19 protein-coding genes and 1 pseudogene are annotated in these 24,148 nt (G+C 72.4%); 16 read left to right on the top strand and 4 right to left on the bottom strand.

The genetic code is table 11. The features are described 5' to 3' along the window. Nucleotides 1-26: 26 nt before the first annotated feature. From ABFX46_RS23645 to ABFX46_RS23570, 16 genes are all read left to right on the top strand, one after another. Nucleotides 27-743 carry a precorrin-8X methylmutase gene (locus tag ABFX46_RS23645; RefSeq protein WP_346045239.1) on the top strand — a complete coding sequence of 239 codons (717 nt, stop codon included), beginning with the start codon at nucleotides 27-29 and terminating at the stop codon, nucleotides 741-743. Continuing rightward, a complete protein-coding gene (gene cobC / locus ABFX46_RS23640) occupies nucleotides 740-1,753 on the top strand; it encodes an Rv2231c family histidinol phosphate aminotransferase CobC (RefSeq protein WP_346045237.1) in 1,014 nt (337 codons plus the stop codon). Before ABFX46_RS23645 ends, cobC begins: the two co-directional genes overlap by 4 nt. A 15-nt stretch (nucleotides 1,754-1,768) precedes the next feature. Next, nucleotides 1,769-2,845, top strand: coding sequence for a nicotinate-nucleotide--dimethylbenzimidazole phosphoribosyltransferase (cobT, locus tag ABFX46_RS23635; RefSeq protein ID WP_346045236.1), 1,077 nt, complete (start codon nucleotides 1,769-1,771; stop codon nucleotides 2,843-2,845). A 128-nt stretch (nucleotides 2,846-2,973) separates the two neighbouring features. Then, a complete protein-coding gene (gene cobA / locus ABFX46_RS23630; protein WP_346045234.1) occupies nucleotides 2,974-4,212 on the top strand; it encodes a uroporphyrinogen-III C-methyltransferase in 1,239 nt (412 codons plus the stop codon). Further along, on the top strand, nucleotides 4,209-6,182 hold the full coding sequence (locus tag ABFX46_RS23625; protein ID WP_346045232.1) for a GTPase family protein: 1,974 nt from the start codon (nucleotides 4,209-4,211) through the stop codon (nucleotides 6,180-6,182). The genes cobA and ABFX46_RS23625 overlap by 4 nt, the downstream gene beginning before the upstream one ends. Further along, complete coding sequence (locus ABFX46_RS23620; RefSeq protein ID WP_346045230.1) at nucleotides 6,179-7,882, top strand: GTPase family protein; 1,704 nt, start codon at nucleotides 6,179-6,181, stop codon at nucleotides 7,880-7,882. The genes ABFX46_RS23625 and ABFX46_RS23620 overlap by 4 nt, the downstream gene beginning before the upstream one ends. A gap of 84 nt (nucleotides 7,883-7,966) precedes the next feature. Continuing rightward, entirely contained in the window at nucleotides 7,967-8,428 is a 462-nt protein-coding gene (locus ABFX46_RS23615; RefSeq protein ID WP_346045228.1) for a single-stranded DNA-binding protein, read from the top strand. 1,428 nt (nucleotides 8,429-9,856) lie between these two features. Then, nucleotides 9,857-11,149 (top strand): sensor domain-containing diguanylate cyclase, encoded by a 1,293-nt coding sequence (locus tag ABFX46_RS23610; protein WP_346045226.1) that lies wholly within the window; start codon nucleotides 9,857-9,859, stop codon nucleotides 11,147-11,149. Nucleotides 11,150-11,255: 106 nt separating this feature from the next. Further along, a complete protein-coding gene (ettA, locus tag ABFX46_RS23605; RefSeq protein WP_346045225.1) occupies nucleotides 11,256-12,920 on the top strand; it encodes an energy-dependent translational throttle protein EttA in 1,665 nt (554 codons plus the stop codon). A gap of 556 nt (nucleotides 12,921-13,476) precedes the next feature. Next, nucleotides 13,477-13,980 (top strand): RNA polymerase sigma factor, encoded by a 504-nt coding sequence (locus ABFX46_RS23600; protein ID WP_346045223.1) that lies wholly within the window; start codon nucleotides 13,477-13,479, stop codon nucleotides 13,978-13,980. Continuing rightward, nucleotides 13,977-14,645 carry a hypothetical protein gene (locus ABFX46_RS23595; protein ID WP_346045222.1) on the top strand — a complete coding sequence of 223 codons (669 nt, stop codon included), beginning with the start codon at nucleotides 13,977-13,979 and terminating at the stop codon, nucleotides 14,643-14,645. Before ABFX46_RS23600 ends, ABFX46_RS23595 begins: the two co-directional genes overlap by 4 nt. A 97-nt stretch (nucleotides 14,646-14,742) precedes the next feature. Beyond that, nucleotides 14,743-16,254 (top strand): aldehyde dehydrogenase (NADP(+)), encoded by a 1,512-nt coding sequence (locus ABFX46_RS23590; RefSeq protein ID WP_346045220.1) that lies wholly within the window; start codon nucleotides 14,743-14,745, stop codon nucleotides 16,252-16,254. Beyond that, complete coding sequence (locus tag ABFX46_RS23585; protein ID WP_346045218.1) at nucleotides 16,251-17,579, top strand: enolase C-terminal domain-like protein; 1,329 nt, start codon at nucleotides 16,251-16,253, stop codon at nucleotides 17,577-17,579. Before ABFX46_RS23590 ends, ABFX46_RS23585 begins: the two co-directional genes overlap by 4 nt. A 55-nt stretch (nucleotides 17,580-17,634) precedes the next feature. Beyond that, entirely contained in the window at nucleotides 17,635-18,066 is a 432-nt protein-coding gene (locus ABFX46_RS23580) for an acyl-CoA thioesterase (RefSeq protein ID WP_346045217.1), read from the top strand. Then, nucleotides 18,063-18,656 (top strand): GNAT family N-acetyltransferase, encoded by a 594-nt coding sequence (locus ABFX46_RS23575; protein ID WP_346045216.1) that lies wholly within the window; start codon nucleotides 18,063-18,065, stop codon nucleotides 18,654-18,656. Before ABFX46_RS23580 ends, ABFX46_RS23575 begins: the two co-directional genes overlap by 4 nt. Before the next feature lie 163 nt (nucleotides 18,657-18,819). Then, a complete protein-coding gene (locus ABFX46_RS23570) occupies nucleotides 18,820-20,229 on the top strand; it encodes a S28 family serine protease (RefSeq protein WP_346045215.1) in 1,410 nt (469 codons plus the stop codon). A gap of 91 nt (nucleotides 20,230-20,320) precedes the next feature. On the opposite strand, the gene ABFX46_RS23565 is transcribed toward ABFX46_RS23570, so the two are convergent. The 4 genes and pseudogenes from ABFX46_RS23565 to ABFX46_RS23550 form a co-directional block, all read right to left on the bottom strand. Then, nucleotides 20,321-21,895, bottom strand: a complete 1,575-nt coding sequence (locus ABFX46_RS23565) for a glycoside hydrolase family 13 protein (RefSeq protein WP_346045214.1) — start codon at nucleotides 21,893-21,895, stop codon at nucleotides 20,321-20,323. Between the two features lie 80 nt (nucleotides 21,896-21,975). Further along, nucleotides 21,976-22,341: pseudogene (locus ABFX46_RS23560) on the bottom strand (globin); the annotation flags it as partial. 61 nt (nucleotides 22,342-22,402) lie between these two features. Next, the gene (locus ABFX46_RS23555; RefSeq protein ID WP_346045213.1) at nucleotides 22,403-23,458 is read right to left on the bottom strand and encodes a mechanosensitive ion channel family protein; all 1,056 of its coding nucleotides are present in this window, start codon (nucleotides 23,456-23,458) and stop codon (nucleotides 22,403-22,405) included. 300 nt (nucleotides 23,459-23,758) lie between these two features. Next, the gene (locus ABFX46_RS23550; RefSeq protein ID WP_346045211.1) at nucleotides 23,759-24,058 is read right to left on the bottom strand and encodes a hypothetical protein; all 300 of its coding nucleotides are present in this window, start codon (nucleotides 24,056-24,058) and stop codon (nucleotides 23,759-23,761) included. Between the last annotated feature and the right edge of the window lie 90 nt (nucleotides 24,059-24,148).

The following is a 24,148-nucleotide window of genomic DNA, read 5'->3' as shown; positions in this document are numbered from 1 at the left end:
GGATCCGGAGCACTGGAGGAGCGCAGTTGACCGTCCGACAGCCCCACCCGATCGAGGTCCGGTCGTACGAGATCCTGCGGTCCCGCGTCGACCTGTCGCCGATGCCGCCGCTGTGGCGCGCCGTCGCCGAGCGGGTGATCCACGCCACCGCCGACCTGGAGTACGCGGTGGACCTGCTGACCAGGGAGGAGCACCTCCAGCAGGGCTGGGCCGCGCTGCACGCCGGGGCGCCGATCGTCACCGACGAGGGCATGGTCGCCGCCGGGATCACCGCACGCGAGCCGATCTGCCACGCCGCCGACCCGGCCGCCGCCCGGATGGCGCGCGCCGCCGGCATCACCCGGTCCGCGGCGGCCGTGCGGCTGTCGTACTCGGAGGTCGGGCCGGGCGCGGTCTGGGTGGTCGGCTCCGCGCCGGAGGCGATCTTCGAGATCATCGAGCGCCGGGTCGCGCCCGCCCTCGTCATCGGCATGCCGGTCGGCTTCGTCGGCGCCCGCGAGGCCAAGGAGGCGCTGCGCGCCAGCGGGCTCCCGCAGCTCAGCAACGTCTCGGAGAAGGGCGGCTCCGCGGTCGCCGCCGCGGCCGTCAACGCGCTCCTGTACACGGAGGCGGAACAACCCCAGGCCGAGCCGCATCAGGCCGGGCAGCATCAGGCGGGGCAGCGTCAGGCCGGGCGTCACGGGGCCGGGTACGACCGGGCGGGGCGCTACGAGGCGGGGCAGTACGAGGCGGGCCGCCCATGAACGTCGATCTGCGCCATCACGGGGACGCGGAGGTCGGCGACGGGCTCGCCGACTTCGCCGTCAACGTCCGGACCGGCATGCCGCCGCGGTGGCTGGCCGAGCGGATCCGGGCGTCGGTCGCCGACCTCGCCGCCTACCCCGACCCGCGCCCGGCCCGCCGGGCCGTCGCGCGCCGGCACGGCAGGTCCGTCGAGGAGGTGCTGCTGACCGCCGGCGCCGCGGAGGCGTTCGTGCTGCTCGCGCGGGTCCTCGCGCCGCGGCGGGCGGTGGTGGTGCACCCGCAGTTCACCGAGCCCGAGGCCGCGCTGCGGGCCGCCGGGCACGAGGTGGAGCGGGTGATCCTCAGCAAGGACTTCACCCTCGATCCGGCGCTCGTGCCGGAGGACGCCGACCTCGTCGTGGTCGGCAACCCGACCAATCCCACGTCGGTGCTGCACCCGTCCGAGGCCGTCGCGGCCCTCGCCAGGCCCGGCCGGACGGTCGTCGTCGACGAGGCGTTCATGGACGTCGTCCCGGGCGAACCCGAGTCCCTCGCCAGCCGGCTCCCCACGGGCGTGGTGGTCATCAGGTCGCTCACCAAGACATGGGGGCTCGCCGGGCTCCGCGCTGGGTACATCCTGGCCGACCCCCATCTGGTGGGACGGCTCGCAGAGGCGCAACCGCTCTGGGCCGTGTCGACTCCCGCGCTCGTCGCCGTCGAAGCGTGCTCCTCACCGGAGGCCGTCGCCGAGGCCGAGGCGTGGGCCGTCGAACTCGGCAAGGAGCGTGACCGGCTGGCGGCGGAGCTCACCGGACGCGGCCTCTACGTCGTCCCTGAGGCGCGAGCGTCGTTCCTGTGCCTGTGCGTGCCCGATGCCCTCGGCATCAGGGCCTTGCTAAGACAGCGCGGTTACGCCGTCAGGCGCGGTGACACGTTCCCAGGGCTGGGCTCCGATTGGCTGCGGATCGCCGTGCGCGACCGTCCGTCCAATGACCGGCTGCTCGGCGTGCTGGGCGAACTCGGTATCTGATCCAGGAAGGACGCTGTGAACCTGATCGACGAGACCATCGCCGCCATCGGCCCGCTGGACGAGGCGGCCATGCGGGACGCCCGCGACCACCAGGCGCGGCTCACCAAGCCGCCCGGCTCGCTCGGCGTCCTGGAGGAGGTGTCGGTCAGGCTCGCCGGGCTGGCCGGGCAGTGCCCCCCGCCGCTGCCCGAGCCCGCCGCCGTGGCCGTGTTCGCCGCCGACCACGGCGTCCACGCCCAGGGCGTCACCCCGTGGCCGCAGGAGGTCACCGCGCAGATGGTGGCCAACTTCCTGGCCGGCGGAGCCGTGGTCAACGCGTTCGCCGCCCAAGTCGGCGCCGGTGTCAGCGTGGTCGACGTCGGCGTCGCCGCCGAGCTGGACGACGCCCCCGGCCTGCTGCGGCGCAAGATCGCGCCCGGCACCGCGGACATGACGGCCGGGCCCGCGATGACCGGCGCGCAGGCGCGCCGCGCCGTCGAGACGGGCATCGAGACGGCCCGCGAGCTGGCCGGCCACGGCGCGCGGTGCCTGATCACCGGGGACATGGGGATCGCCAACACCACCGCGTCCGCCGCGCTGATCGCCGCGTTCACCGGGCTGCCGCCCGAGCGGGTCACCGGCCGCGGCACCGGCATCGACGACGCCACCCACGCGCACAAGGTCGAGGTCGTCCGCGCGGCCCTCGCCCGGCACGGGCTCCCCGAGCGGGGCAGGCCGCCGCTGGAGGTGCTCGCGGCGGTCGGCGGGCTGGAGCACGCCGCGATCGCCGGATTCGTCCTCGGCGCGGCCGCGCTGCGCGTCCCGGTCGTCCTGGACGGGGTGATCGCCGGGGCCGCCGCGCTGGCCGCGGCCGCGCTGTGCCCGGACGCCCTCGCCGGATGCGTCGCCGGGCACCGCTCGGCCGAGCCCGGCCACGCCGCCGCGGTCGAGGCGCTCGGCCTGCGGCCGCTGGTCGACCTGGAGCTCCGGCTCGGCGAGGGGACCGGCGCGCTGCTGGCGTTGCCGCTGGTCCAGGGCGCGGTGCGGGTCCTGCACGAGGTCGCCACGTTCGACTCGGCCGGCGTCAGCGAGAAGGACGCCGGGCAGCCGTAACGGCGTGATCACGGCTTGAGTCACGCTCGGCTATCGAACGAGCGGAGCCCCTCTCCACGGACTCGACATCCCGAGTACCTTTGTTCCTCGAAGACACTGCCGGTCACCGTCGTCGAGAGAACCACCACGTGCCCCCGTACCTGCTTGGCCTGCGACTCGCCGGGCGACGCGTCCTCGTCGTCGGCGGGGGCCGGGTCGCCCAGCGCCGGGTCCCCGCGCTCCTGGACGCGGGCGCCGACGTCGTCCTGGTCTCGCCCGCCGTCACCGCGACCCTGGAGGGCCTCGCCGACCACGGCCGGATCACCTGGCACCAGCGCCCGTACAAGCGCGGCGACTGCCGGGGCGCCTGGCTCGTGCAGGCCGTCACCGACGACCCCCGCGTCAACGGGGACGTGGTCGCCGAGGCCGACGCCGCGCGGATCTGGGCCGTCCGGGCCGACGATGCCGAGGCGTCTCCCGCCTGGACGCCCGCGAGCGGGCACGCGGGCGACGCGACCGTCGGCGTCCTGCTCGGCGGCGACCCGCGCCGCGCCGCCGGCATCCGCGACGCCGTGGTCGAGGGGCTGCGCGACGGCGCGCTCGAATCCCGGAACTCCCGGCGCAAGCCCGCGGGGGTCGCGCTCGTCGGCGGCGGCCCCGGCGACCCCGGCCTGATCACCGTGCGCGGGCGGCAGCTGCTCGCCATGGCCGACGTCGTCGTCACCGACCGGCTCGCCCCCGGCGGCCTGCTGGACGAGTTGGCCGCCGACGTCGAGGTGATCGACGCCGCCAAGATCCCCTACGGGCGCACCGTCACCCAGGACCGCATCAACGAGTACCTGGTCGAGCACGCCAGGGCGGGCCGCTTCGTCGTCCGGCTCAAGGGCGGCGACCCGTTCGTGTTCGGGCGCGGCGGCGAGGAGGCCCTGTACTGCGCCCGGCACGGCGTCCCGGTCACGGTCGTCCCCGGCATCACCAGCGCGGTCGCCGTGCCGTCCGCCGCGGGCATCCCGGTCACCCACCGCGGGGTGTCGCAGGAGTTCCACGTCGTCTCCGCGCACGTCCCGCCCGGCCACCCCGACTCGACCGTCGACTGGGCGGCGCTGGGCCGCGCGAACGGCACGATCGTCCTGCTCATGGCGGTGGAGCGGATGGCGCTCATCGCACCGGCGCTCATGCGCTATGGTCGATCGTCCGACACGCCGGTGGCCGTGGTACAGGACGGCACGCTCCCCGGCCAGCGCGCGCTGACGGCGACGCTGGGCACGGTGGCCGACGAGATGTCCGCCGCCGGCGTCCGACCCCCGGCGATCGTGGTCGTCGGCGACGTGGTGAACGTGGCACGAGAGATCGACGTGATTCGAGCGGACATGGGACGGGATCCGTGACACCCCCGGCAGAGCGAAGCGCGGTCCACGACGAGGAGGCCGCCGGCCGGGAACGCGGGATCGATGACTCCGCGCCCGGTCTGGACGCCGTGCCCGAGAAGGACGCCGTGCCTGACAAGGACAGCCCCGAGACCTCCGACACCCCCGACACCTCTGAGCCCCCCGACACCTCTGAGACCCCCGATGCGCCGGAGAAAGCGGCCCCGTCCGGCAAGAGCAGGGGCAGGGCCAAGGCCGGGCGGCGCCGCGCCCCCCGGCCGGCCCCCGCGGGCGGCGGCACGGTCCGCCAGGGCGAGCTGATCCGGGCGCTGACCGCGCTGCGCGACCAGCTCGGCGCGTTCGATCTGCTGCTGGACGTCCCCGGCGTGCAGGAGGCCCGCGAGGCCCGCGCCGAGCTGCGCGGCCAGCTGGAGGACTACGTCCTCCCGCGCATCCAGGCCGCCGGCGCCCCGATGCTCGTGGTGCTCGGCGGGTCGACCGGCGCCGGCAAGTCCACGCTGGTCAACACTCTCGTCGGCGCCCGGGTGAGCGCCACCGGCGTGCTGCGCCCCACCACCAGCAGCCCCATCCTGGTCTGCCACCCCGACCACACCGAGTGGTTCATGAACGGGCCGATGCTGCCCGGCATGGGGCGCGTCCGCGGCCCGGCGCCCGACGCCATCGCCGGTGACCAGCTGGTCATCATCGGCAGCGACGTGCTGCCGCCCGGCCTCGCGCTGCTCGACAGCCCCGACTTCGACTCCGTCTTCGAGGACCACTACGAGTTCGCGACCAAGCTGATGGCCGCCGCCGACCTGTGGCTGTGCGTCACCACCGCCGCCCGCTACGCCGACGCGCAGGTGTGGCAGATGCTGCAGCGCGCCAAGGAGAACGGCGCCACGATCGGCGTCGTCCTGTCCCGCGTCCCGGACGGCGCCGGCGCCGAGGTCGTCGAGCACTTCGGCGAGATGCTGGACGAGCACGAGGTCGGCGACGCGCAGCGCTTCACCATCCCCGAGACCCGCATCGAGAACAGCCGGCTCCCCGAGGAGACCGTCGAGGACATCCGCGAATGGCTGATCGGCGTCGCCGAGGACGCCGACGACCGCGAGATCGTCATCAGCGACACCCTCGCCGCCGTCCTGGACAGCCTGCGCACCCGCGTCCCCGAGGTCGCCCGGCAGGTCGAGGCGCAGGTCGAGCAGCGCGCCGAGCTGGCCCGCGAGGTCGAGGCCGGGTACGGCACCGCCCTCGCCGAACTCGACGAGGCCACCCGCAACGGCTCCCTGCTGCGCGGCGAGGTCCTCGCCCGCTGGCAGGACTTCGCCGGCACCGGCGACCTGCTGAAGGCCTTGCACGTGCAGCGGTCCCGGCGCGGCCGGGCCGCCGGGCGCCGGGCCGGCCGGCGCAGCCCCGCCCGGGTGCGCGCGCTGAAGGCGGCGCTGCGCAGCGGGCTCGAATCACTGATCATGGCGTCCGCGGAGCACGGCGCCGAGCAGGTCATCGCGCGCTGGCGCGACCACCCGTCCGGGCGGCAGGTCCTCGCCGGGGTGGACGCCGACCTCGCGCACGTCTCCCCGGAGCTGTCGCGCCGCGTCACCCGGGCCGTCAGCTCCTGGCAGGACCACGTCCAGGAGCTGATCCGCACCGAGGGCGTCACCAAGCGCTCGGTCGCGAAGCTGGTCTCGTTCGACACCGAGGCGGTCTCCCTCGTCCTGATGATCGGCCTGCTCGGCTACGGCACGTCCGACGTGGCCGTCGAGGGCGGCAACAGCGCCGTCCCGCAGCGGCTGCTGAAGGCGCTGTTCGGCGCCGAGTCGCTGCGCGGCATGGGCGCCAAGGCCCGCGCCGACCTGCGCAGCCGCATCGGGATGCTGTTCGACGAGGAGGCCATCCGGTTCGGGCAGGTGCTCGACTCGGCCGGCATCCCGGACGAGACCGTCCCCGTCCAGCTGTACCAGGCCACCTACAACCTCGAGGTCGCCCGATGACCACCTCGGCCCTCCCCGCGAACTCGCCTGCGGCGACCGGCGGGATCCCGACGCTCGGCGAGGCCGCCCCTGCGGCCGTGCCCACCGGCCCGCCCGGGCTGGTCGACCGGCTCAACGCCCTCGACCGGCTCGTCCAGACCGGGTACGGACGGCTGGAGCAGCCCGTCCTCGACGACGCGCGGGCGCTGCTCGACCGCGCCGGGCAGCGGCTGCGGCTGTCCGGCGACCACACCGTCGTCACCCTCGCCGGCGGCACTGGCAGCGGCAAGTCGTCCCTGTTCAACGCGATCTGCGGGCTCGAGCTGTCGCCGACCGGGATGCGCCGCCCGATGACGTCCAAGGCCCACTCCTGCGTCTGGGGACTGGACGGCGCCGGGCCGCTGCTCGACTGGCTCGACGTCGACAAGCGGCACCGCTACGCCCGCGCCAGCGCCCTCGACCTGGAGCGCGCCGACGCCGGCCTGCAGGGCCTCGTGCTGATCGACCTGCCCGACCACGACTCCATCCAGGCCGTGCACCGCGCCGAGGTCGACCGGTTCGTCACCATCGCCGACCTCCTGGTCTGGGTCGTCGACCCGCAGAAGTACGCCGACGCCGCCCTGCACCGCAACTACATCGTCCCGTTCGCGCGGCACACCGGCGTCACGCTGATCGTCCTCAACCAGGTCGACCGGCTCGCCCCGCACGAGATCGACGACTGCGTCGCCGACCTGCGCCGCCTGCTGGAGGCCGAGGGCCTCGCCGACCCGCGGATCGTGACCACCTCCGCCGTCGCCGAGGACGGCGTGCACGGCTTCCGCGACGTCCTCATCGACACCGTCGCCGCCCGCCGCGCCCGCACCGAGCGCCTGTCCGCCGACGTCGACCGGGTCGCCGAGCGCTTCACCGCCTACCGCTTCGAGGCCGAGCCGCCGACCACCGTCGACGACGGCCGCCGCGCCGAGCTGATCCAGGCCCTCACCGACGCCGCCGGCGCGCCCGCCGTCGCCGAGGCCATGGAGAGCGCCTACGAACTGCGCGCCGCCGACTTCGTCGGCTGGCCCGTCACCGCCATCGTCAACCGGCTCCGCTCGGACCCCCTGCGCCGGATGCGCCTCACCGAACTGCGCGAGGAGCTCCGCAACGCCTTCACCGGCCCGATCGGCGCCCAGCAGGGCGACGTCGACAACGCGCTCCAGAGCGTCACCGAGGGCCTGACCCCCGCCCTCCCGACCCACTGGGGACGCTCCGTCCGCGCCGCGGCCCGCTTCCACGCCACCGAGATCCCCGAGGCGCTCGGCGACTCGCTGAAGGAGGCCCTGCCCACCTTCAACGCGGTGCCGCGCTGGTGGTGGCTGGTGAAGACCTGGCAGTACTTCCTCGTCCTCGTCGCCGTCCTCAGCGTCGTGTGGATCGGCTTCCTCGTCGCCTACGGCCTCCTCGGCGCGGGCGGCGACGACCCGGGCGGCCTCATCGGCCAGGCGGGCCTGATCCCCTACGTGGCCGTCCTGGTGGTCTGCACCCTCGGCATGGGCTGGCTCACCGCCTCCGCCTGCCGCAACCTGGTCGCGCTGTCGTCCGCCAAGCACGGCGAGAAGATGGAGCACCACATGCGGCTCGGCATCGAGCGCGTCGCCTTCGAGAAGGTCGTCGAGCCCATCGAGGACGACCTGGAGATCTACGCCCGCTTCCGCGAGGACGTCGACCTGGCCCTCGGCTGAGTTATCCACAATTCCCCGACCCCCTGCCGCCCGCCCTCCCGCTGGGCCACCGTTGGTCTCGCAACCGAGACAACGGAGGTCACAGTGAACGAGGCGCACGTCACCATCACCGGCTGGGTCGCCGCGGAGCCCCGCTACGCCGTAACGTCCAACGGAACGCCGTTCCTCTCCCTGCGGGTGGGCTGCACACCCCGCCGCTTCGACCGCCAGACCAACCAGTGGCAGGACGACGAGCCCCTCCACGTCACGGTCAACTGCTGGCGCAACCTCGCCGAGAACGTCAACGCGTCCGAACTCCGGCGCGGCACCCCCGTCGTCCTCACCGGCCGCCTCCGCATCCGCCAGTACGAACGCGACGACCAGTGGCGCTTCTCCGCCGAGGTCGAGGCCATGACCCTGGGCCCTGACCTGAACCGAGGCACCGTCGACTTCCGCCCCACCCAACGAAGCGGCCCCCTCACCGACGAAGACCGCCAGTTGGCCCGCGAAACCGCCGACCAATGGGCCCTGACAACCCCAACCGAAGAAGAACCCAAAGCCGCCTAACCCGCAGAGCACCCCCAACCACAAGAAACGAGACCACGCCCCCACGCCCTCGCAAGGCACAGCCACACAAAACAGAGCCACCGCAACGCACGGCCACGTAGACAGAGCAGGCTAGGCGGGGCACATAACAAACGCCCACGGATGCGCAGCCATACGCCCGGCGGCCCCCAAGGCGCGACCATGCAATGCGACCGCGTGAAGCGGGGTGACGTGATGCGCGGCCACATAAGGCGCGGTCACGTGTGCTCGTCCTCGTGAGGCGCGGCGCGTAGGAGGGGTCAGGTGATGTGTGGCCCCGTGAGCCGCGTCCTCGCAAGGCGCGGCCACGGTCTGCGCGGCCACGTGACGCAGGGTGACGTTTGATGGGACGTAACGTGACTCAGCGTTATGCGCGGCCCGTAAGACGCGGCCACGTGTGCTCGTCCTCGTGAGGCGCGGCGCGTAGGAGGGGTCAGGTGACGTGTGGCCCCGTGAGCCGCGTCCTCGCAAGGCGCGGCCACGGTCTGCGCGGCCACGGTCTGCGCGGCCACGTGACGCGGGGTGACGTGGTGCGCGGCCACGGTCTGCGCGGCTAGGTCGTGCGCGGCCATGTGACGCGGGGCCATGTGAGGTGCCGACCATATGAGGCGGGCCACGTGAGGTGCGGCCGCGTTGTGGGTGGTCATGTGATGTGGGTGGCCGTCGGACGCGGGTGGCGGGTGCGCGGCTACGTGATGCGCGGTCATGTGAGCCTCGGCCGCCTGAACCGCGGCCTCGCAAGGTGCGGCCATGCACGTGGCCATGTCGTGCATGGCCGTGCCAAGGGTGGCTACGTCGTGCGTGGTCATGGGATGCGCGGGGCCGGGTGAGGTGCGGCTACGTGAGGTGGGGGGATGTGAGCCGCGCGGTCGCGTGGGGCGTGGTCGCTTGCGCTGTCGCATATTGCGGGGCTGTGTGCCGCGTCGCCGCGTCGCCGCGTTGCCGTGTTGCCGCGTCGCCGTGTTGCCGCGTCGTGTGCGGGCTTGTTAGGTGCGGGCGTGTGCTGTCAGGCGCATGTTGACGTGTGAGGCGTCTGGCTTGTGGGCCAAGTGGGCGTGTCTTGGGTGAGTCGGGCGCCCTGGGCGGCGGTTGGTGGGTGGAGGTGTCTTTGGGGCGGGGCGGTGTGGGGGTCGCGTGCGTTTGTTCGGGGGAGCGGGGGGCCGGCCGGTGTGGGGCCCGGCCGGCGTCCCCGCGCCGTAGGGGTGTTTCTGCGGCCTGGTCATATCCAGGAAATGCCGCGCATGGCGATATCCCCCTCAGGATGTGCTGAGCACCGCGATCCCGCGGGCCCGGATGCGGGTGGCCGGGACGGTCACCCGCATGTGCCTTCCCGAACGTACCTGTTTCACGCCCGTTCCGCACACGTTGCAACTATCGTGTTACACAACGTGATTCGCGTAAGGGGGAAGGATGACGGCAGTGCAGTCGTCCGCCGAGGACCGTGGTGGGGAACTGGCCCGCACGCCCGGGCGCCGGGCGCGACTGGGGCGTCCGTCCCTGCTCGTGATCTACGTGCCGGTGGTCGTCGCCGTACATCTGGCGCTCATCGTCGCGGGGCTCGTGGAGACCCCGTTCCGGGCCGACGACCTGATGACGTTCGCGGCGCTGCTGGCGTGCGGGGCGGTGTGCATCGAGGCGACCCGGCGGCTCGGCATGCCGGCCGGGGTCGCCCGCGACCTGCTGTCGGCCTGGTGGCTGCCGGTCGCGCTGCTGCTGCCGCCGGTGTACGCGTTGCTGATCCCGGTGCCGGTGCAGACGCTGCTGCAGTTCCGGGTGCGGCGGACGCTGGTCTACCGGCGTGCGGTCGTCGCCGCCGCCGTCGGGATCGCCGGTGCGTGCGCCTCCGTGGTGTTCCACCTGGTGGTGCCGGAGCCGCTGGAGGGGGCGCCGCAGTGGGTCGTCGACGCGTATCCGGGCATCCCGGCCGCCGTCGGATGCGCCGCGCTGTTCACGGTGGTGAACGCGGCGCTCGTCGCGGTCGCGGCGCACGCGGCGAACCCCGAGAGCCGCTGGCGGGACGTCCTGTGGACCCGCGAGAGCCTGCTGCTGGACGTGGTGGAGCTGTGCGTCGGCACCCTCGTCGCGATCACCAGCGCCCTGTCGCTCGGCCTGCTCTTCCTGGCGCTGCCCCCCGTGATGCTGCTGCAGCGCAGCCTGATGCACCAGCAGTTGCAGGCCGCCGCCCGCACCGACGCCAAGACGGGCCTGCTGAACGCGGCCGCCTGGCAGCGGGAGGCCGACACGGAGCTGTCCAGGGCGCAGCGCACCCACGACGCGGTCGCCCTGCTGCTGATCGACATCGACCACTTCAAGCGGGTCAACGACACCCACGGCCACCTGATCGGCGACCAGGTGCTCGTGGGGGTGGCCAGCACGCTCTGCCACCAGTTGCGCGACTACGACGTGGTGGGCCGGTTCGGCGGCGAGGAGTTCGTGGTGCTGCTGCCGGGCGCCGACACCGTGGAGGCGTGCCGCGTGGCGGAACGGCTCCGCGGCCGCGTCCGCAGGCTCGCGGTGCCGGCCGAGGAGGGGACGGTCACGGTCACGGTGTCCGTCGGCGTCGCGCTCTTCCGCACCCACGGCCAAGACCTGCTGGAGTTGCTGGCCGCCGCCGACCTGGCCCTCTACCGCGCCAAGTCGTCCGGCCGCGACCGAGTGTGCCTACCGGCACTGGACGGCCCTAAAACGTCCGGCAACAGCTGACACCCGACACCGGTGACCGGGGGCTCGCCGGTCGTATCGGGCGTGTGGGCGTGCAGGGGCGGCACGGGCGACGAAGCGGTGCCCGAGACCCTCTAGGCTTGAGGATATGGCCGAGTACATCTACACGATGCAGCGTGTGCGCAAGGCACATGGCGACAAGGTCGTCCTGGACGACGTCACCCTGCATTTCCTGCCGGGCGCGAAGATCGGAGTCCTGGGGCCGAACGGCACCGGCAAGTCGACGCTGCTGCGGATGATGGCCGGTCTGGAACAGCCCTCCAACGGCGAAGCGCGCCTCATGCCGGGGTTCACCGTGGGCATGCTCCAGCAGGAGCCCCCGCTGAACGAGGAGAAGACCGTCCTCGGGAACGTGCAGGAGGGCGTCGCCGAGACCAAGGCGATGGTCGACCGGTTCAACGAGATCGCCGAGAAGATGGCGACGGACTACTCCGACGAGCTCATGGAGGAGATGGGCAAGCTGCAGGAGCAGCTCGACCATCGCAACGCCTGGGACCTCGACAGCCAGCTGGAGCAGGCGATGGACGCGCTCCGCTGCCCGCCCGGCGACGCCGACGTGAGCAAGCTGTCGGGTGGTGAGCGGCGGCGCGTGGCGCTGTGCAAGCTGCTGCTGGAGGCGCCCGACCTGCTGCTGCTGGACGAGCCCACCAACCACCTGGACGCGGAGAGCGTCCAGTGGCTGGAGCAGTTCCTCGCCAAGTACGAGGGCACCGTGCTGGCCGTCACCCACGACCGGTACTTCCTCGACAACGTGGCGACCTGGATCCTTGAGCTCGACCGCGGCCGCTGCTACCCCTACGAGGGCAACTACTCCACGTACCTGGAGAAGAAGGCCGACCGGCTCAAGGTCGAGGGCAACAAGGACGCCAAGCGCAAGAAGCGCCTCCAGGACGAACTGGAGTGGGTCCGCTCCAACCCGAAGGCGCGGCAGACGAAGAGCAAGGCGCGTCTGGAGCGCTACGAGGAGATGGCCGCGGAGGCCGCCAAGACCCGCAAGCTGGACTTCGAGGAGATCCAGATCCCGCCGGGCCCGCGCCTCGGCAACACGGTGATCGTCGCCGACAAGCTGACGAAGGGCTTCGACGACCGGGTGCTGATGGACGACCTGTCGTTCAACCTGCCGCCGAACGGCATCGTCGGCGTCATCGGCCCGAACGGCGTCGGCAAGACCACGCTCTTCCGCATGATCGTCGGCGAGGAGCAGCCGGACTCCGGTGAACTGCGGCTCGGCGAGACCGTCAAGGTCTCCTACGTCGACCAGGGCCGCGGCGGCATCGACCCCAAGAAGACGGTGTGGGAGGTCGTCTCGGACGGGCTCGACCACATCAACGTCGGCCATGTGGAGATGCCGTCCCGCGCCTACGTCGCCGCGTTCGGGTTCAAGGGCCCCGACCAGCAGAAGCCGGCGGGCGTCCTGTCGGGCGGCGAGCGCAACCGCCTCAACCTGGCGCTGACCCTCAAGCTGGGCGGCAACGTCCTGCTGCTGGACGAGCCGACCAACGACCTGGACACCGAGACCCTGTCCAGCCTGGAGAACGCGCTCCTGGAATTCCCCGGCTGCGCCGTGATCACGTCGCACGACCGCTGGTTCCTGGACCGCATCGCCACCCACATCCTCGCGTGGGAAGAGGGCTCGAACTGGTTCTGGTTCGAGGGCAACTTCGCCGACTACGAGAAGAACAAGATCGAGCGCCTCGGCGCCGACGCCGCCCGCCCGCACCGGGTGACGCACCGCAAGCTCACCCGCGACTGACCCACCGCACCACGCCGAACGGCCGCGCGGACACCCTCACCGGTGCCGCGCGGCCGTTCGCGTTCCCGCCCTGACAGGGCGCGCCCCGGCCACACCCGGATGCGCAGGCTGCTGAGCCCGGCGTTCACCCCGCGAGCGGTCGAGTCGCTGGGCCGGTCCGTGGTTCCAGGCTGGTCGGCCGGTCATGTGGGCTGGGTCCCAACTCTTCATGGATGGTCGCCGTTGCGGTCTCGGATTGGCCGGTCCTGCGGGGGTTGAAATGGGAGAGAGTGCGGGGCGCAGGGAGTGGAATTTGGTTCGGGTGTTGTTGGGGGAATGTCTGGTTTGGTGAGTGTTTTCCAATTTCCTGGTGGGCTTGACTGGGGGTATCAGGGCTGGAAGGCGCGGGGTTTTGGTGACCTGGCGGTCATTGGTGTTTTTGATCACTGGGGTGGTGCGGTGGATGTTGGTGAATGTGAGCTCCGGTGGCAGTCATATGCGTAAGACTGGGATGAAAGTCGTTCGTGCGACTGCGGAGGAGCTTTGTGGTGGAGTCGCTGATCTTCTGCGGCGGGCCATGGCCGGGCCGGGCGGCGCGGTGAGCGGGGACCGGGAGACGCTGACGTCGTTCCCGGCGTTCTACCGGCACTGGACGCCGCGGCTCACCGGGTATCTGCGGGCCCAGACGGCCGACCGGCGCTGGGTCGAGGCCATCACGCGGGAGAGCCTGCTCGCCGCGCGGTGCGGCTGGGACGAGCTGGTCACCTGCGAGCGCCCGGGCGTCTGGCTGTTCCGGGTCGCGACCACCCTGCTGCGGCGCTGGCAGGCGAAGGCGCGCGAGCAGTGCACGTCGCTGGACGAGATGGTCGCGGGCGAAACGGGAGGCGACGTGATGGCGGCGGTCCGCGGGCTGCCGCGGCGGCAGCGGGAGGCCGTCGCGCTGCACTGCCTGCTGGAGTTCCCCGTGCCGGACGTCGCGCGCATCCTCGGCGTGAGCGAGGACGCCGCCGCGACGCATGTGGAGCGGGCGCGCGGGCGGATGGCCGGGCTCGTCGGCGCGGCGGAGGGCGAGGCGCGGTGAGGGGTCCTCGTGACGGCGCCGTGCGGACGCCGTCCCGCGGGGGCCTGGACGGTGCCCTCGCCGATGCCGCGGCGGCCATCGCGTCCATGCCCGAGGGGGAGTTCGCCGTCGGGCTCGGCGAGGTGGAGGAGGAGTTCCGGCGGCGGCAGCGCGACGACATCGTCCGGGCCAGGCACGCGTCGTTCGTCGAGTCGCTCGAACTGGACCGGGCCGCCTACGAGCTGGCGCGCCGCCACGAGGCGGACGGGAACCTCGGCGAGGCCGCCCGCTGGTACCGGATCGCGGCCGGCAACGACCACGCGGACGCCGCGCTCCGCCTGGGCCGGACGCTCGACCGGCTCGCCGGGTCGCGCGGCCGCGAGGACCTGCCGCTGGTCACCGAGGCCGCGCAGGCGTACGCGGAGGCCTATGCGGCCGGCCATCCCGAGGCCGCCGACCGGATCGATGCGATGCTCGCCGGTTTCCGGCCCGAGCCGCGGGCCCGCTGCGGCCGCGTCCGCGACGTCCCGGCCGACCGGGTGCTCAGCGAGGAGGAGATCCGGGAGCTGAGCCGGCACGCCGCGCGGTGCACCACCTGCCTGGCGGAGTTCGCCGGCCTGCTGAACAGCGTGTCGGCGGCGCTGCCGACCGGTCCGGTGACCGATCCGTTCGCCCCTCAAGACTGATACCTCCCGCGAATCGAACGATGCGTTTTTCGTGTTGGACAGGTATCGTTCCCGTCTCCTATCGTCCGTTGCGGACCACACGGACGGAGGACGGACCTTGGCGCAGCTCACCGGACGCATGGTGATCGGCTTCGACCGCGTCGCCGGCACGGGGAGGGCGATCACCGCCGTCGATCCCCGCACCGGTGCGAACCTCGACCCCGAGTACCGCTACGGCGACGAGGGCGACGCGGCACGCGCCTGCGCCCTGGCGGAGGAGGCGTTCGACGCCTACCGCGCGACGACCGCCGAGCAGCGGGCCGCGTTCCTCGACGCGATCGCCGAGAGGCTGGACGCCCTCGCCGGCGACCTCGTCCGGCGCGCGATGTCGGAGACGGGCCTCCCCGAAGCGCGGCTGACCGGCGAGGTCGGCCGCACCACCGGGCAGCTCCGGCTCTTCGCCGCCGACCTGCGCGCCGCCGCCGCGCCCGGTTCGCTGGACGGCCTCCGCGACGGCGACCGCCCGGTCCTGAGCACGGACCCCGCGAACGAGGGCGGGCCCGAGATCCGGCAGGGCCGGGTGCCGCTCGGCCCGGTCGCGGTGTTCGGCGCGAGCAACTTCCCGTTCGCGTTCTCCGTCGCGGGCGGCGACACCGCGTCGGCGCTGGCGGCGGGCTGCCCGGTCGTCGTGAAGGCGCACGACGCCCACCCCGGGACGTGCGAGCTGGTCGGACGCGCGGTGTCGGAGGCCGTCCAGGCGGCGGGCCTGCCCGAGGGCGTGTTCTCGATGCTGTACGGGGACGGCCCGACGCTCGGCATCGCGCTCGTGACCGACCCGCGCATCCAGGCGGTCGGGTTCACCGGGTCGCGCAAGGCGGGCCTCGCGATCGCGCGGGCGGCGGCGAACCGGCCGCGTCCGATCCCCGTCTACGCGGAGATGAGCAGCGTCAACCCGGTGTTCCTGCTCCCGGACGCCCTCGCCGCGCGCGCCGCCGAACTGGCCGAGGGGTTCGTCGGGTCGGTGACGCTCGGCGCCGGGCAGTTCTGCACCAACCCCGGGCTCGTCTTCGCGGTCAAGGGCCCGCACCTCGACGCGTTCCTGGACGCCGCCGCGAAGCGGATCGAGGCCGACCCCGGCGCGCCGATGCTCACCCCGGGCATCGCGAGCGCCTACGCGGAAGGCGTCCGGCGGCTCGAAGGCCGTCCGGACGTGGAGATCATCGCGCGCGGGCGGGAGCCCGACGCGGCGGCCGGCTGCCGGGCCGCGCTCGCGGTCGTGGACGCCGCGCACTTCGGCCCCGACCTGGAGCAGGAGATCTTCGGCGCCTGCTCGCTCGTCGTCCGCTGCGACGACCTCGACCAGGCCGTCGGCGTGGCGCGCGGGCTGGAGGGCCAGCTCACCGCGACGATCCACGGCGGCGGCGACGACGCGGCGCGGCTGCTGCCCGTCCTGGAGCGCCTGGCCGGCCGGATCCTGTGGGACGGCTGGCCGACCGGCGTCAGGGTCGGGCACGCGATGGTCCACGGCGGCCCGTTCCCGGCGACGTCCGACGCGCGCACGACCTCCGTGGGGAGCCTCGCCATCGAGCGGTTCCAGCGGCCGATCGCCTACCAGGGGGTCCCCCGATGAGCACACCGGTCGTCACGCAGATGCGGGTCGTGCCGGTCGCCGGGCACGACAGCATGCTGCTCAACCTGGGCGGCGCGCACGGCCCGTTCTTCACCCGGAACGTGCTGCTGCTCACCGACTCGTCCGGCGCCACGGGCGTCGGCGAGGTGCCGGGCGGCGAGGGCATCCGCAGGACGCTGGAGGACGCGCGCGGCCTGATCGTCGGCAGGCCCATCGGGCGGTCGGACGAGATCCTGAACTCCGTCCGCGCCGCCTTCGGCCACCTGGACGCGGGCGGGCGCGGCCCGCTCACCCACGACACGCGCATCACCGTCCACGCGCTGACCGCGATCGAGTCGGCGCTGCTCGACCTGATGGGACGCTTCCTCGGCGTGCCGGTCGCGGCGCTGCTCGGCGACGGCGTCCAGCGCCGGACGGTCCCGATGCTCGGCTACCTGTTCTACGTCGGCGACCGGAACAAGGCCGACCTTCCGTATGAAGCGCCCCCGAAGGACGCGGACGGCTGGTTCCGGGTGCGGCGCGAGGAGGCGCTGACGCCGGACGCGATCATCCGGCAGGCGGAGGCCGCGCAGGAGCGGTACGGGTTCGCCGACTTCAAGCTCAAGGGCGGTGTGCTCCGGGCCGACGAGGAGGCCGAGGCGGTGCGGGCGCTCGCCGAGCGCTTCCCGGACGCGCGCATCAACCTCGACCCGAACGGCGCGTGGTCGCTGGAGGAGGCGATCCGGATCGGCGGTGCGCTCAAGGACGTCCTCGCCTACGCCGAGGACCCGTGCGGCGCCGAACTGGGCTATTCCGGACGCGAGACGATGGCGGAGTTCCGCCGCGCGACCGGCCTGCGCACCGCCACCAACATGATCGCGATCGACTGGCGGGAGCTGGGCCACGCGATCCGGCTGGACGCGGTCGACATCCCGCTCGCCGACCCCCACTTCTGGACGATGCGCGGCTCGGTCCGGGTGGCGCAGCTGTGCGAGGCGTGGGGCCTGACCTGGGGCTCGCACTCCAACAACCACTTCGACGTGTCGCTGGCGATGTTCACGCACGTCGCCGCCGCCGCGCCCGGCGCGATCACCGCGATCGACACGCACTGGATCTGGCAGGACGGCCAGCGCCTCACCAAGGACCCGCTGCGCATCGCGGGCGGGGAGATCGCCCTCCCCGACGCACCCGGCCTCGGCGTCGACATCGACGAGGAGCGGCTGGAGGAGGCGCACCGGCTCTACGGCCGGTACGGGCTCGGCGACCGCGACGACGAGGCGGCGATGCGGTACCTGATCCCCGGGTGGACGTTCGACCGCAAGCGCCCCTCCCTCGTCCGGGACTGAACTACTGCGGGTAACATCGGGCCGACCCCCGGTTCCCCATACCCCAGGCGAGGACATGCAGCGGACGCCTCCGGCCGAGTACCGGCACGTCTACGAGTTCAACATCCGGTTCGGCGACATCGACTCCCAGGGCCACGTGAACAACGTCAAGTTCCTGGGCTACCTGGAGGACGCGCGCCTGGAGATGTTCCACGGAGACCCGGTGCGCAAGGGCGAGCAGCCCGTCCGCGGCATGGTGATCTCGCGGCACGAGATCGACTACCGGCTGCCGCTGATGCCGACCGTGTACCCGATCCGGGTGGAGACGTGGGTGACCGAGGCCCGCGCCGCCTCGGTCAAGCTCGCCTACGAGGTGCGGGACGACGAGAACGTGTACGCGGAGGCGACCTCGACGCTCGTCGCGTTCGACGTCGAGTCGAACCGGCTGCGCCGCTGGACGCCGGAGGAGCGCGAGTTCATCGGACGCTACGTGGTGCCCCGCGCATGACCACGCTGGCCGGGCCGCCGTCCGTGCTGGACGGGCGCCCGCCCGGTGTGCGGCTCCGCGTCGTCCAGATGGCGGACGCGGAGGCGCTCGCCGCACTGGTCCGGGAGAACCGCGAGTACCTGCGCCCCTGGGAACCGGAGCGGGACGAGTCGTACTTCACGGTCGACGGCCAGCGCGACAACCTGCACGATCTCATCGAGGCGTACGCCGCCGGCGAGATGTGGCCGGGGGCCATCATGGTGGACGGTGAGCTCGCCGGGCGGATCACGCTCAACAACGTCCTGCGCGGCCCCCTGCAGAGCTGCTTCGTCGGCTACTGGGTGGCGCGCGCGCACGCCGGCCGCGGTGTCGCCACAGAGGCGCTCAGGCAGGCGCTCGACGTGGCGTTCGGCGCCCTGCGTCTGCACCGCGTCGAGGCGTTCACGCGGCTCGACAACCACGCGTCCCAGCGCGTCCTGCTGAACAACGGATTCACCGCCGTCGGGACGGCCCGCCGCCACATCCACCTGGACGGACGCTGGCATGACGAGCGCCTTTTCGAATGCCTGGCCCCGTGGGACGACGGAGTGGCGCTGACCCCGCCCGCGTGAACGGCGTTTCGGCCCCGGCGGCCCGGTGACAACCGAGCTGTCACGGATAGGTAACAAGCGTTACAGCAATCCGTTTTCGGCCGTCTTCTCCCTCTAGTGTCGCGACGCGAATGTGGAGAACCCACGTGAAAGGGGCACAATGCGGCGCGTCTCACGAGGAGCGATGGCACTGCTGCTCGCCGCCGGAATGACCGGGGCGGGCGCAACGGCCGCGCAGGCGGCGATCACCACGCAGGCCGGTCCCGCCCGGGCCGGTACGGCCCAGGCGGGCGACATTCTCGCCCAGCTCAAGGCCATTCCCGGAATGCAGGTGACGGAGAAGACCTCGACGATTCCCGGCTACCGCTGGTTCTGGCTGGAGTACCGGCAGCCCGTCGACCACCGCAAGCCCGGGGGGCCGTGGTTCGAGCAGCGCATCATGCTGCAGCACAAGTCGGCGGACAAGCCCATGGTGCTGTACACCAGCGGCTACAACACGCCGGAGGTGATGTTCACCTCCGAGCCGACGGCCCTGGTCGACGGCAACCAGATCTCGGTGGAGTACCGCTACTTCACCCCGTCCCGCCCCGAGCCGACCGACTGGACGAAGGACACGATCTGGCAGGCCGCCACCGACGAGCACCGGCTCATCGGCGCGCTCAAGACCATCTACAAGGGCAAATGGATCTCGACCGGCGCGAGCAAGGGCGGCATGACGGCCGTCTACCACAAGCGCTTCTACCCGAACGACGTCGACGGCAGCGTCGTCTACGTCGCGCCCAACGACGTCAACAACAACGACGACCGCGCCTACGACGCGTTCTTCACGACCGTCGGCGACGACCCGCAGTGCCGGGCCCACGTCAAGGCGCTCGCCCGCGAGTTCCTGAAGCGCCGCCCCGCGATGCTCAAGCGCTTCAAGGCCGCCGCCGACGAGCAGGGCCTGACCTTCACCATCCTGCGCACGCAGGACCGCGCGTTCGAGAACTCGGTGATGGACTACGAGTGGGCGTTCTGGCAGTACAGCCTGCAGTCCGACTGCGCGTCCCTGCCGCCGGTGGACGCCTCCGACGACGAGATCTACCAGACGCTCGACGCCATCTCGGGGCTGTCGTTCTACAGCGACCAGGGGCTCGCGCCGTACATCCCGTACTACTACCAGGCGGGCACGCAGCTCGGCTGGCCGTCGCCCAAGTTCAAGAACCTGCGGCCATTGCTGCGCTACGAGAGCAGCTACCAGCCGCGGACCTACGTCCCGCGTGACATCCCGATGCGGTTCGACCACGGCCGCGCCATGCGCGACATCGACCGCTGGGTGCGCCACAACTCCAGCCACATGCTGTTCCTGTACGGCGCCAACGACCCGTGGGGCGCCGAGCCGTTCACGCTCGGCCGCGGTGCCCGCGACTCGGCCGTCTACGTCGCGCCGGGGATGAACCACAGCGCCCGCCTCATCGCCCGGCTGCCCGCCGACGAGCAGGCCAAGGCGATCGCGGACGTCAAGCGCTGGGCGGGCGCCGAGACCGGCGTCCAGACCTTCACGTCGGCGCCGCGCGCCGACGACCCGCTCCAGCTCCAGCGCCCGCCGCTGTAGCAGGACGTCCACCGGCGAAGGCTCGCGGTGCGCCGGCTGTGCGCTGACCCCTGGCACAGCCCGGCGCACCGCGTCGCCAACGTGAGCGCGGCTACCGGCTGGACGTGAGCCAGGCGGCGGTGTCGCCGGGGAGCAGGTCGCCGTAGAGCGGGGCGCTGGTGAGCAGCGGGGTGCCCGGCGGCAGGCGCACCGGGTTCTCGCCGCAGTTCAGCGCGCACGTGAGCGGGCCGCGCCGGAAGAACAGGGCCGTGCCGGGGGAGTCGAGCCACTCCACGTCCTCCGGCAGGACGTCCGCCAGCCGGCGGCGCTGCGCCAGCGCGTCGCGGTACCAGGCCAGCATGGAGGACGGGTCGGACGCCTGCGCCTCCGCCGTCAGGGACGCCCAGTCCGGCGGCATCGGCAGCCACGGCCGGACGCCGTCGGGGGAGAACCCGTACGGTTCGGCGTCGCCCGACCAGGGCAGCGGGACGCGGCAGCCGTCGCGGCCGGCGAGTTCCCCGTTCGTGCGCTCGAAGATGGGGTCCTGGCGGGCCTCGTCCGGGAGGTCCGTCACCTCGGGCAGGCCGAGTTCCTCACCTTGGTACAGGTACGCCGAGCCGGGGAGCGCCAACAGCAGCAGGAGTGCCGCCCTTGCTCTGGCACGTCCGATCCCAGGGAGACCCCCTGCCCGCTCGTAACGTGTCACGTGGCGGACGGAGTCGTGACTGGACAGCACCCATGTGGGCGCGGCACCCGTAGGCGCCACCGCCTTCAACGCGGCGACTATCACGTCATGGAAGGCCGTCGCCGACCACGACGCCAGTTGCAGGTCGAACTGGAAGACTTGGTGCAGTTCGTCTGGACGCAGGTAGAGCGCGAGGTCTTCGGGACCGTCCGTCCACACCTCGCCGATGGCCATGCGGTCGCCGTCGTACTCGTCCAGGATCTGCCGCCACCTGCGGTACACCCCGTGCACTTCCGGACGGCTGCAGATGGGGCCGTTCAGGACGCGGCGGTCGCTTCCCCCGAGGTCGCGGAACGAGGCGTCCTTGAACAGGCCGGCGGCGACGTCGATGCGGAAGCCGTCCACGCCGCGGTCGAGCCAGAACCGCAGGACGTCCTCGAACTCCTGCGCGACCTCCGGGTTGCGCCAGTTGAAGTCCGGCTGCTCGCGCGCGTACAGGTGCAGGTACCACTCGCCGTCGTCCAGGCGCGTCCAGGCCGGCCCGCCGAACGCGGACGGCCAGTCGTTCGGCGGGTCCTCCTCGCCGGGGCGCTCGCCCGGCCGTCCGGGACGGAAGATGTAGCGCGAACGCTCCGCCGACCCCGGCGGCGAGGCCAGTGCCTCCCGGAACCAGCGGTGCCGGTCGGACGAATGGTTCGGGACGATGTCGACGATCAGCCGCAGACCGTGCGCGTGGACGTCCGCGACGAGGGCGTCGAAGTCGTCCAGCGTGCCGAACCGGGGGTCGACGTCGCGGTAGTCGGCCACGTCGTAGCCGCCGTCCGCCAGCGGGGAGGTGTAGAAGGGGGTGAGCCACAGCGCGTCGACGCCCAGGTCGCGCAGGTGGCCGAGCCGGGAGCGGATCCCCTGGAGGTCGCCCTCGCCGTTCCCGTCGGAGTCGGTGAAGCTGCGGACGTAGACCTCGTACACGACGGCTTTGCGCCACCACGGGATTCGCGTCATACACGGCGATCTACCCGTTTACGCCGCGGCGGTCACGCGCCCGGCACCATGTGGCCCGCGTCACCCGTCCCGCGTCAGGAAGGGGCGTTCACCAGGCTCCGCGCCGCCATCGTGAAGTAGTCCCAGAGCTGCTTCTCCAGCGGCTCGGGCAGCTCCAGCTCCTCGACCGCGTCCCGCATGTGCTTCAGCCACCGGTCGCGCTGGGCCTCGTCGATCACGAACGGCACGTGCCGCATCCGCAGCCGCGGATGCCCGCGCCGCCGGCTGTAGGTGTTCGGGCCTCCCCAGTACTGGATCAGGAACAGCCGCAGCCGCTCCTCGGCGGGACCGAGGTCCTCCTCGGGGTACATGGGGCGCAGATCGGGGTCTTCCGCGACGCCCTGGTAGAAGCGGTGCACCAGGCGATGGAAGGTCTCCTCGCCGCCGACCGCCTCGTAGAAAGTCACCTGTTCAGCCATAGCGCTCCCCACCATATGTGAGATGCGTCCCGATCCTCACCTTGATCGCTTACGGCGCCGGGGTGGCCACCGTGACGCCCGCCTCGTCGAACGAGCGCTTGACGCGTTCGCGCAGCTCGCGGGCGATGTCGCCCTGCTTTCCGGGGGCGGTCTTCAGCACGACCCGGATCACGATCGCGTCGCCGGCGAGGGCCTGCACGCCCCACACCGACGGCTGCTCCAGGACGAGCTCCTTCCACGCGGCGTCGGCGGCCATCTCGTCGGCGGTGGCCTGCAGGATCTCCTTGACCTTCTCGGTGTCCTCGTGGATGTCGACGGGGATGTCGAGGACGGCCCGGCCCCAGTTCTGCGACTCGTTCCCGACCTTCTTGATCTCGCCGTTCGGGACGTACCAGACGACGCCGTTGACGTCCCGCATCCGGGTGACCCGCAGCGTGACGGCCTCGACCGTGCCCTTCGCGCTGCCCACGTCGATGAAGTCGCCGACGCCGTACTGGTCCTCCAGGAGCATGAACAGCCCGGCGAGCAGGTCCTTGACGATGTTCTGCGCGCCGAACCCGACCGCGACGCCGATGACGCTCGCGCTGGCCAGGATGGGGGCGAGGTTCAGGCCGAGCGAGCCGAGGATGCTGAACAGCGCCGTCCCCATGATCAGGACGGACGCGATCGAGCGCAGCACCGAGCCGAGCGTCTGCGCCCGCTGGGCCCGCCGCTTGTTCAGCAGGACGGGGCTGCCCTCGAAGACCGCCCGGGAGCGCTCGCGGGCCCGCTCCGACATCGTCCCCTCGGCCATCCGCAGCGTGACCTTGGTGATCATGCGGTGCGCGATGTTCTTCACGACCAGCGCGATCACGAACGTGATGATGATCAGCAGCAGCGTGGTGAGGGGCTTGTCGAGCCAGGTCGCGAAGAACTTGGTGAAGCCGGTGTCGTGCGAGACGTTCCAGACCAGCCGGCACGCCGTGGTCGGCCTCGGGTCGCCGCAGGCCGACTCCGGCGAGCCCTTGTCGGCCCAGGGCAGGACGGCGGGCCCGGCGAGCGCCGGAGCGGACGTGGTGAGCGGCGTGGTGAGCGATGCGGCGAGCGCGGATCCCGCGAGTGACATGGTGCAGACCCTCCCCGGCCATTGTGGTGCCTCGCCACCTCGACCGTGGACCCGCGGCGCCGTACGAGCCCGATCGTAGGGGACGGTGACGACCGGTTCGTACGGTGCCGGGTGAGACGGCGCGACGCGGCCGGGGAGGGTCTGTCCGGCGAGCGTGTCCCGCGGGCCTGCGGCTGCCGCGCCTTTCCCACCGCGGTCCGCGGGACACGCCCGGTCTGGGGGAGCCGAGTGTCGATCATGGGGTGCCGGTCATCGGTGAGCCGGCCGTTCGGAGTGGGCGCCCTCGGGCGGGGCCCGGTCTCAGCGGCGGCCGCCCGCCGCGCGGGGGAGCGGCTGGAGCACGCGCGCCAGCTTCATGGCGGCGCCGCCCACGTCGTCCACGCGGTGCATGCGCTCTCCCCACGACCACCAGAAGTAGTGGTCCTTGGTCTCGGGAGCCGGCGCGCAGGTGACGTCCTCCGCCAGACTCGCGGCCTCCGGGTTCACGACCCGCAGGAAGGCGGGCCCCGAACGGGTCCGGACGACGCGGGCGACCAGACCCTGCGTGTCGAGTTCGTGCTCCAGCTCTTCCAGGTAGCCGACGCGTCTGTCGCTGACCACCTTGACACCCCCTCCATGGGCGAGCACCGGGCGCTGACCGGACCGACCGGATGATCGACTCTGTGAATCCGTTCGGTCACTCGCGGCGAG

This window comes from Actinomadura chokoriensis, assembly GCF_039529475.1.
GTDB classification, from domain to species: domain Bacteria; phylum Actinomycetota; class Actinomycetes; order Streptosporangiales; family Streptosporangiaceae; genus Spirillospora; species Spirillospora bangladeshensis.
This window is presented reverse-complemented; position numbering and strand designations above follow the sequence as displayed.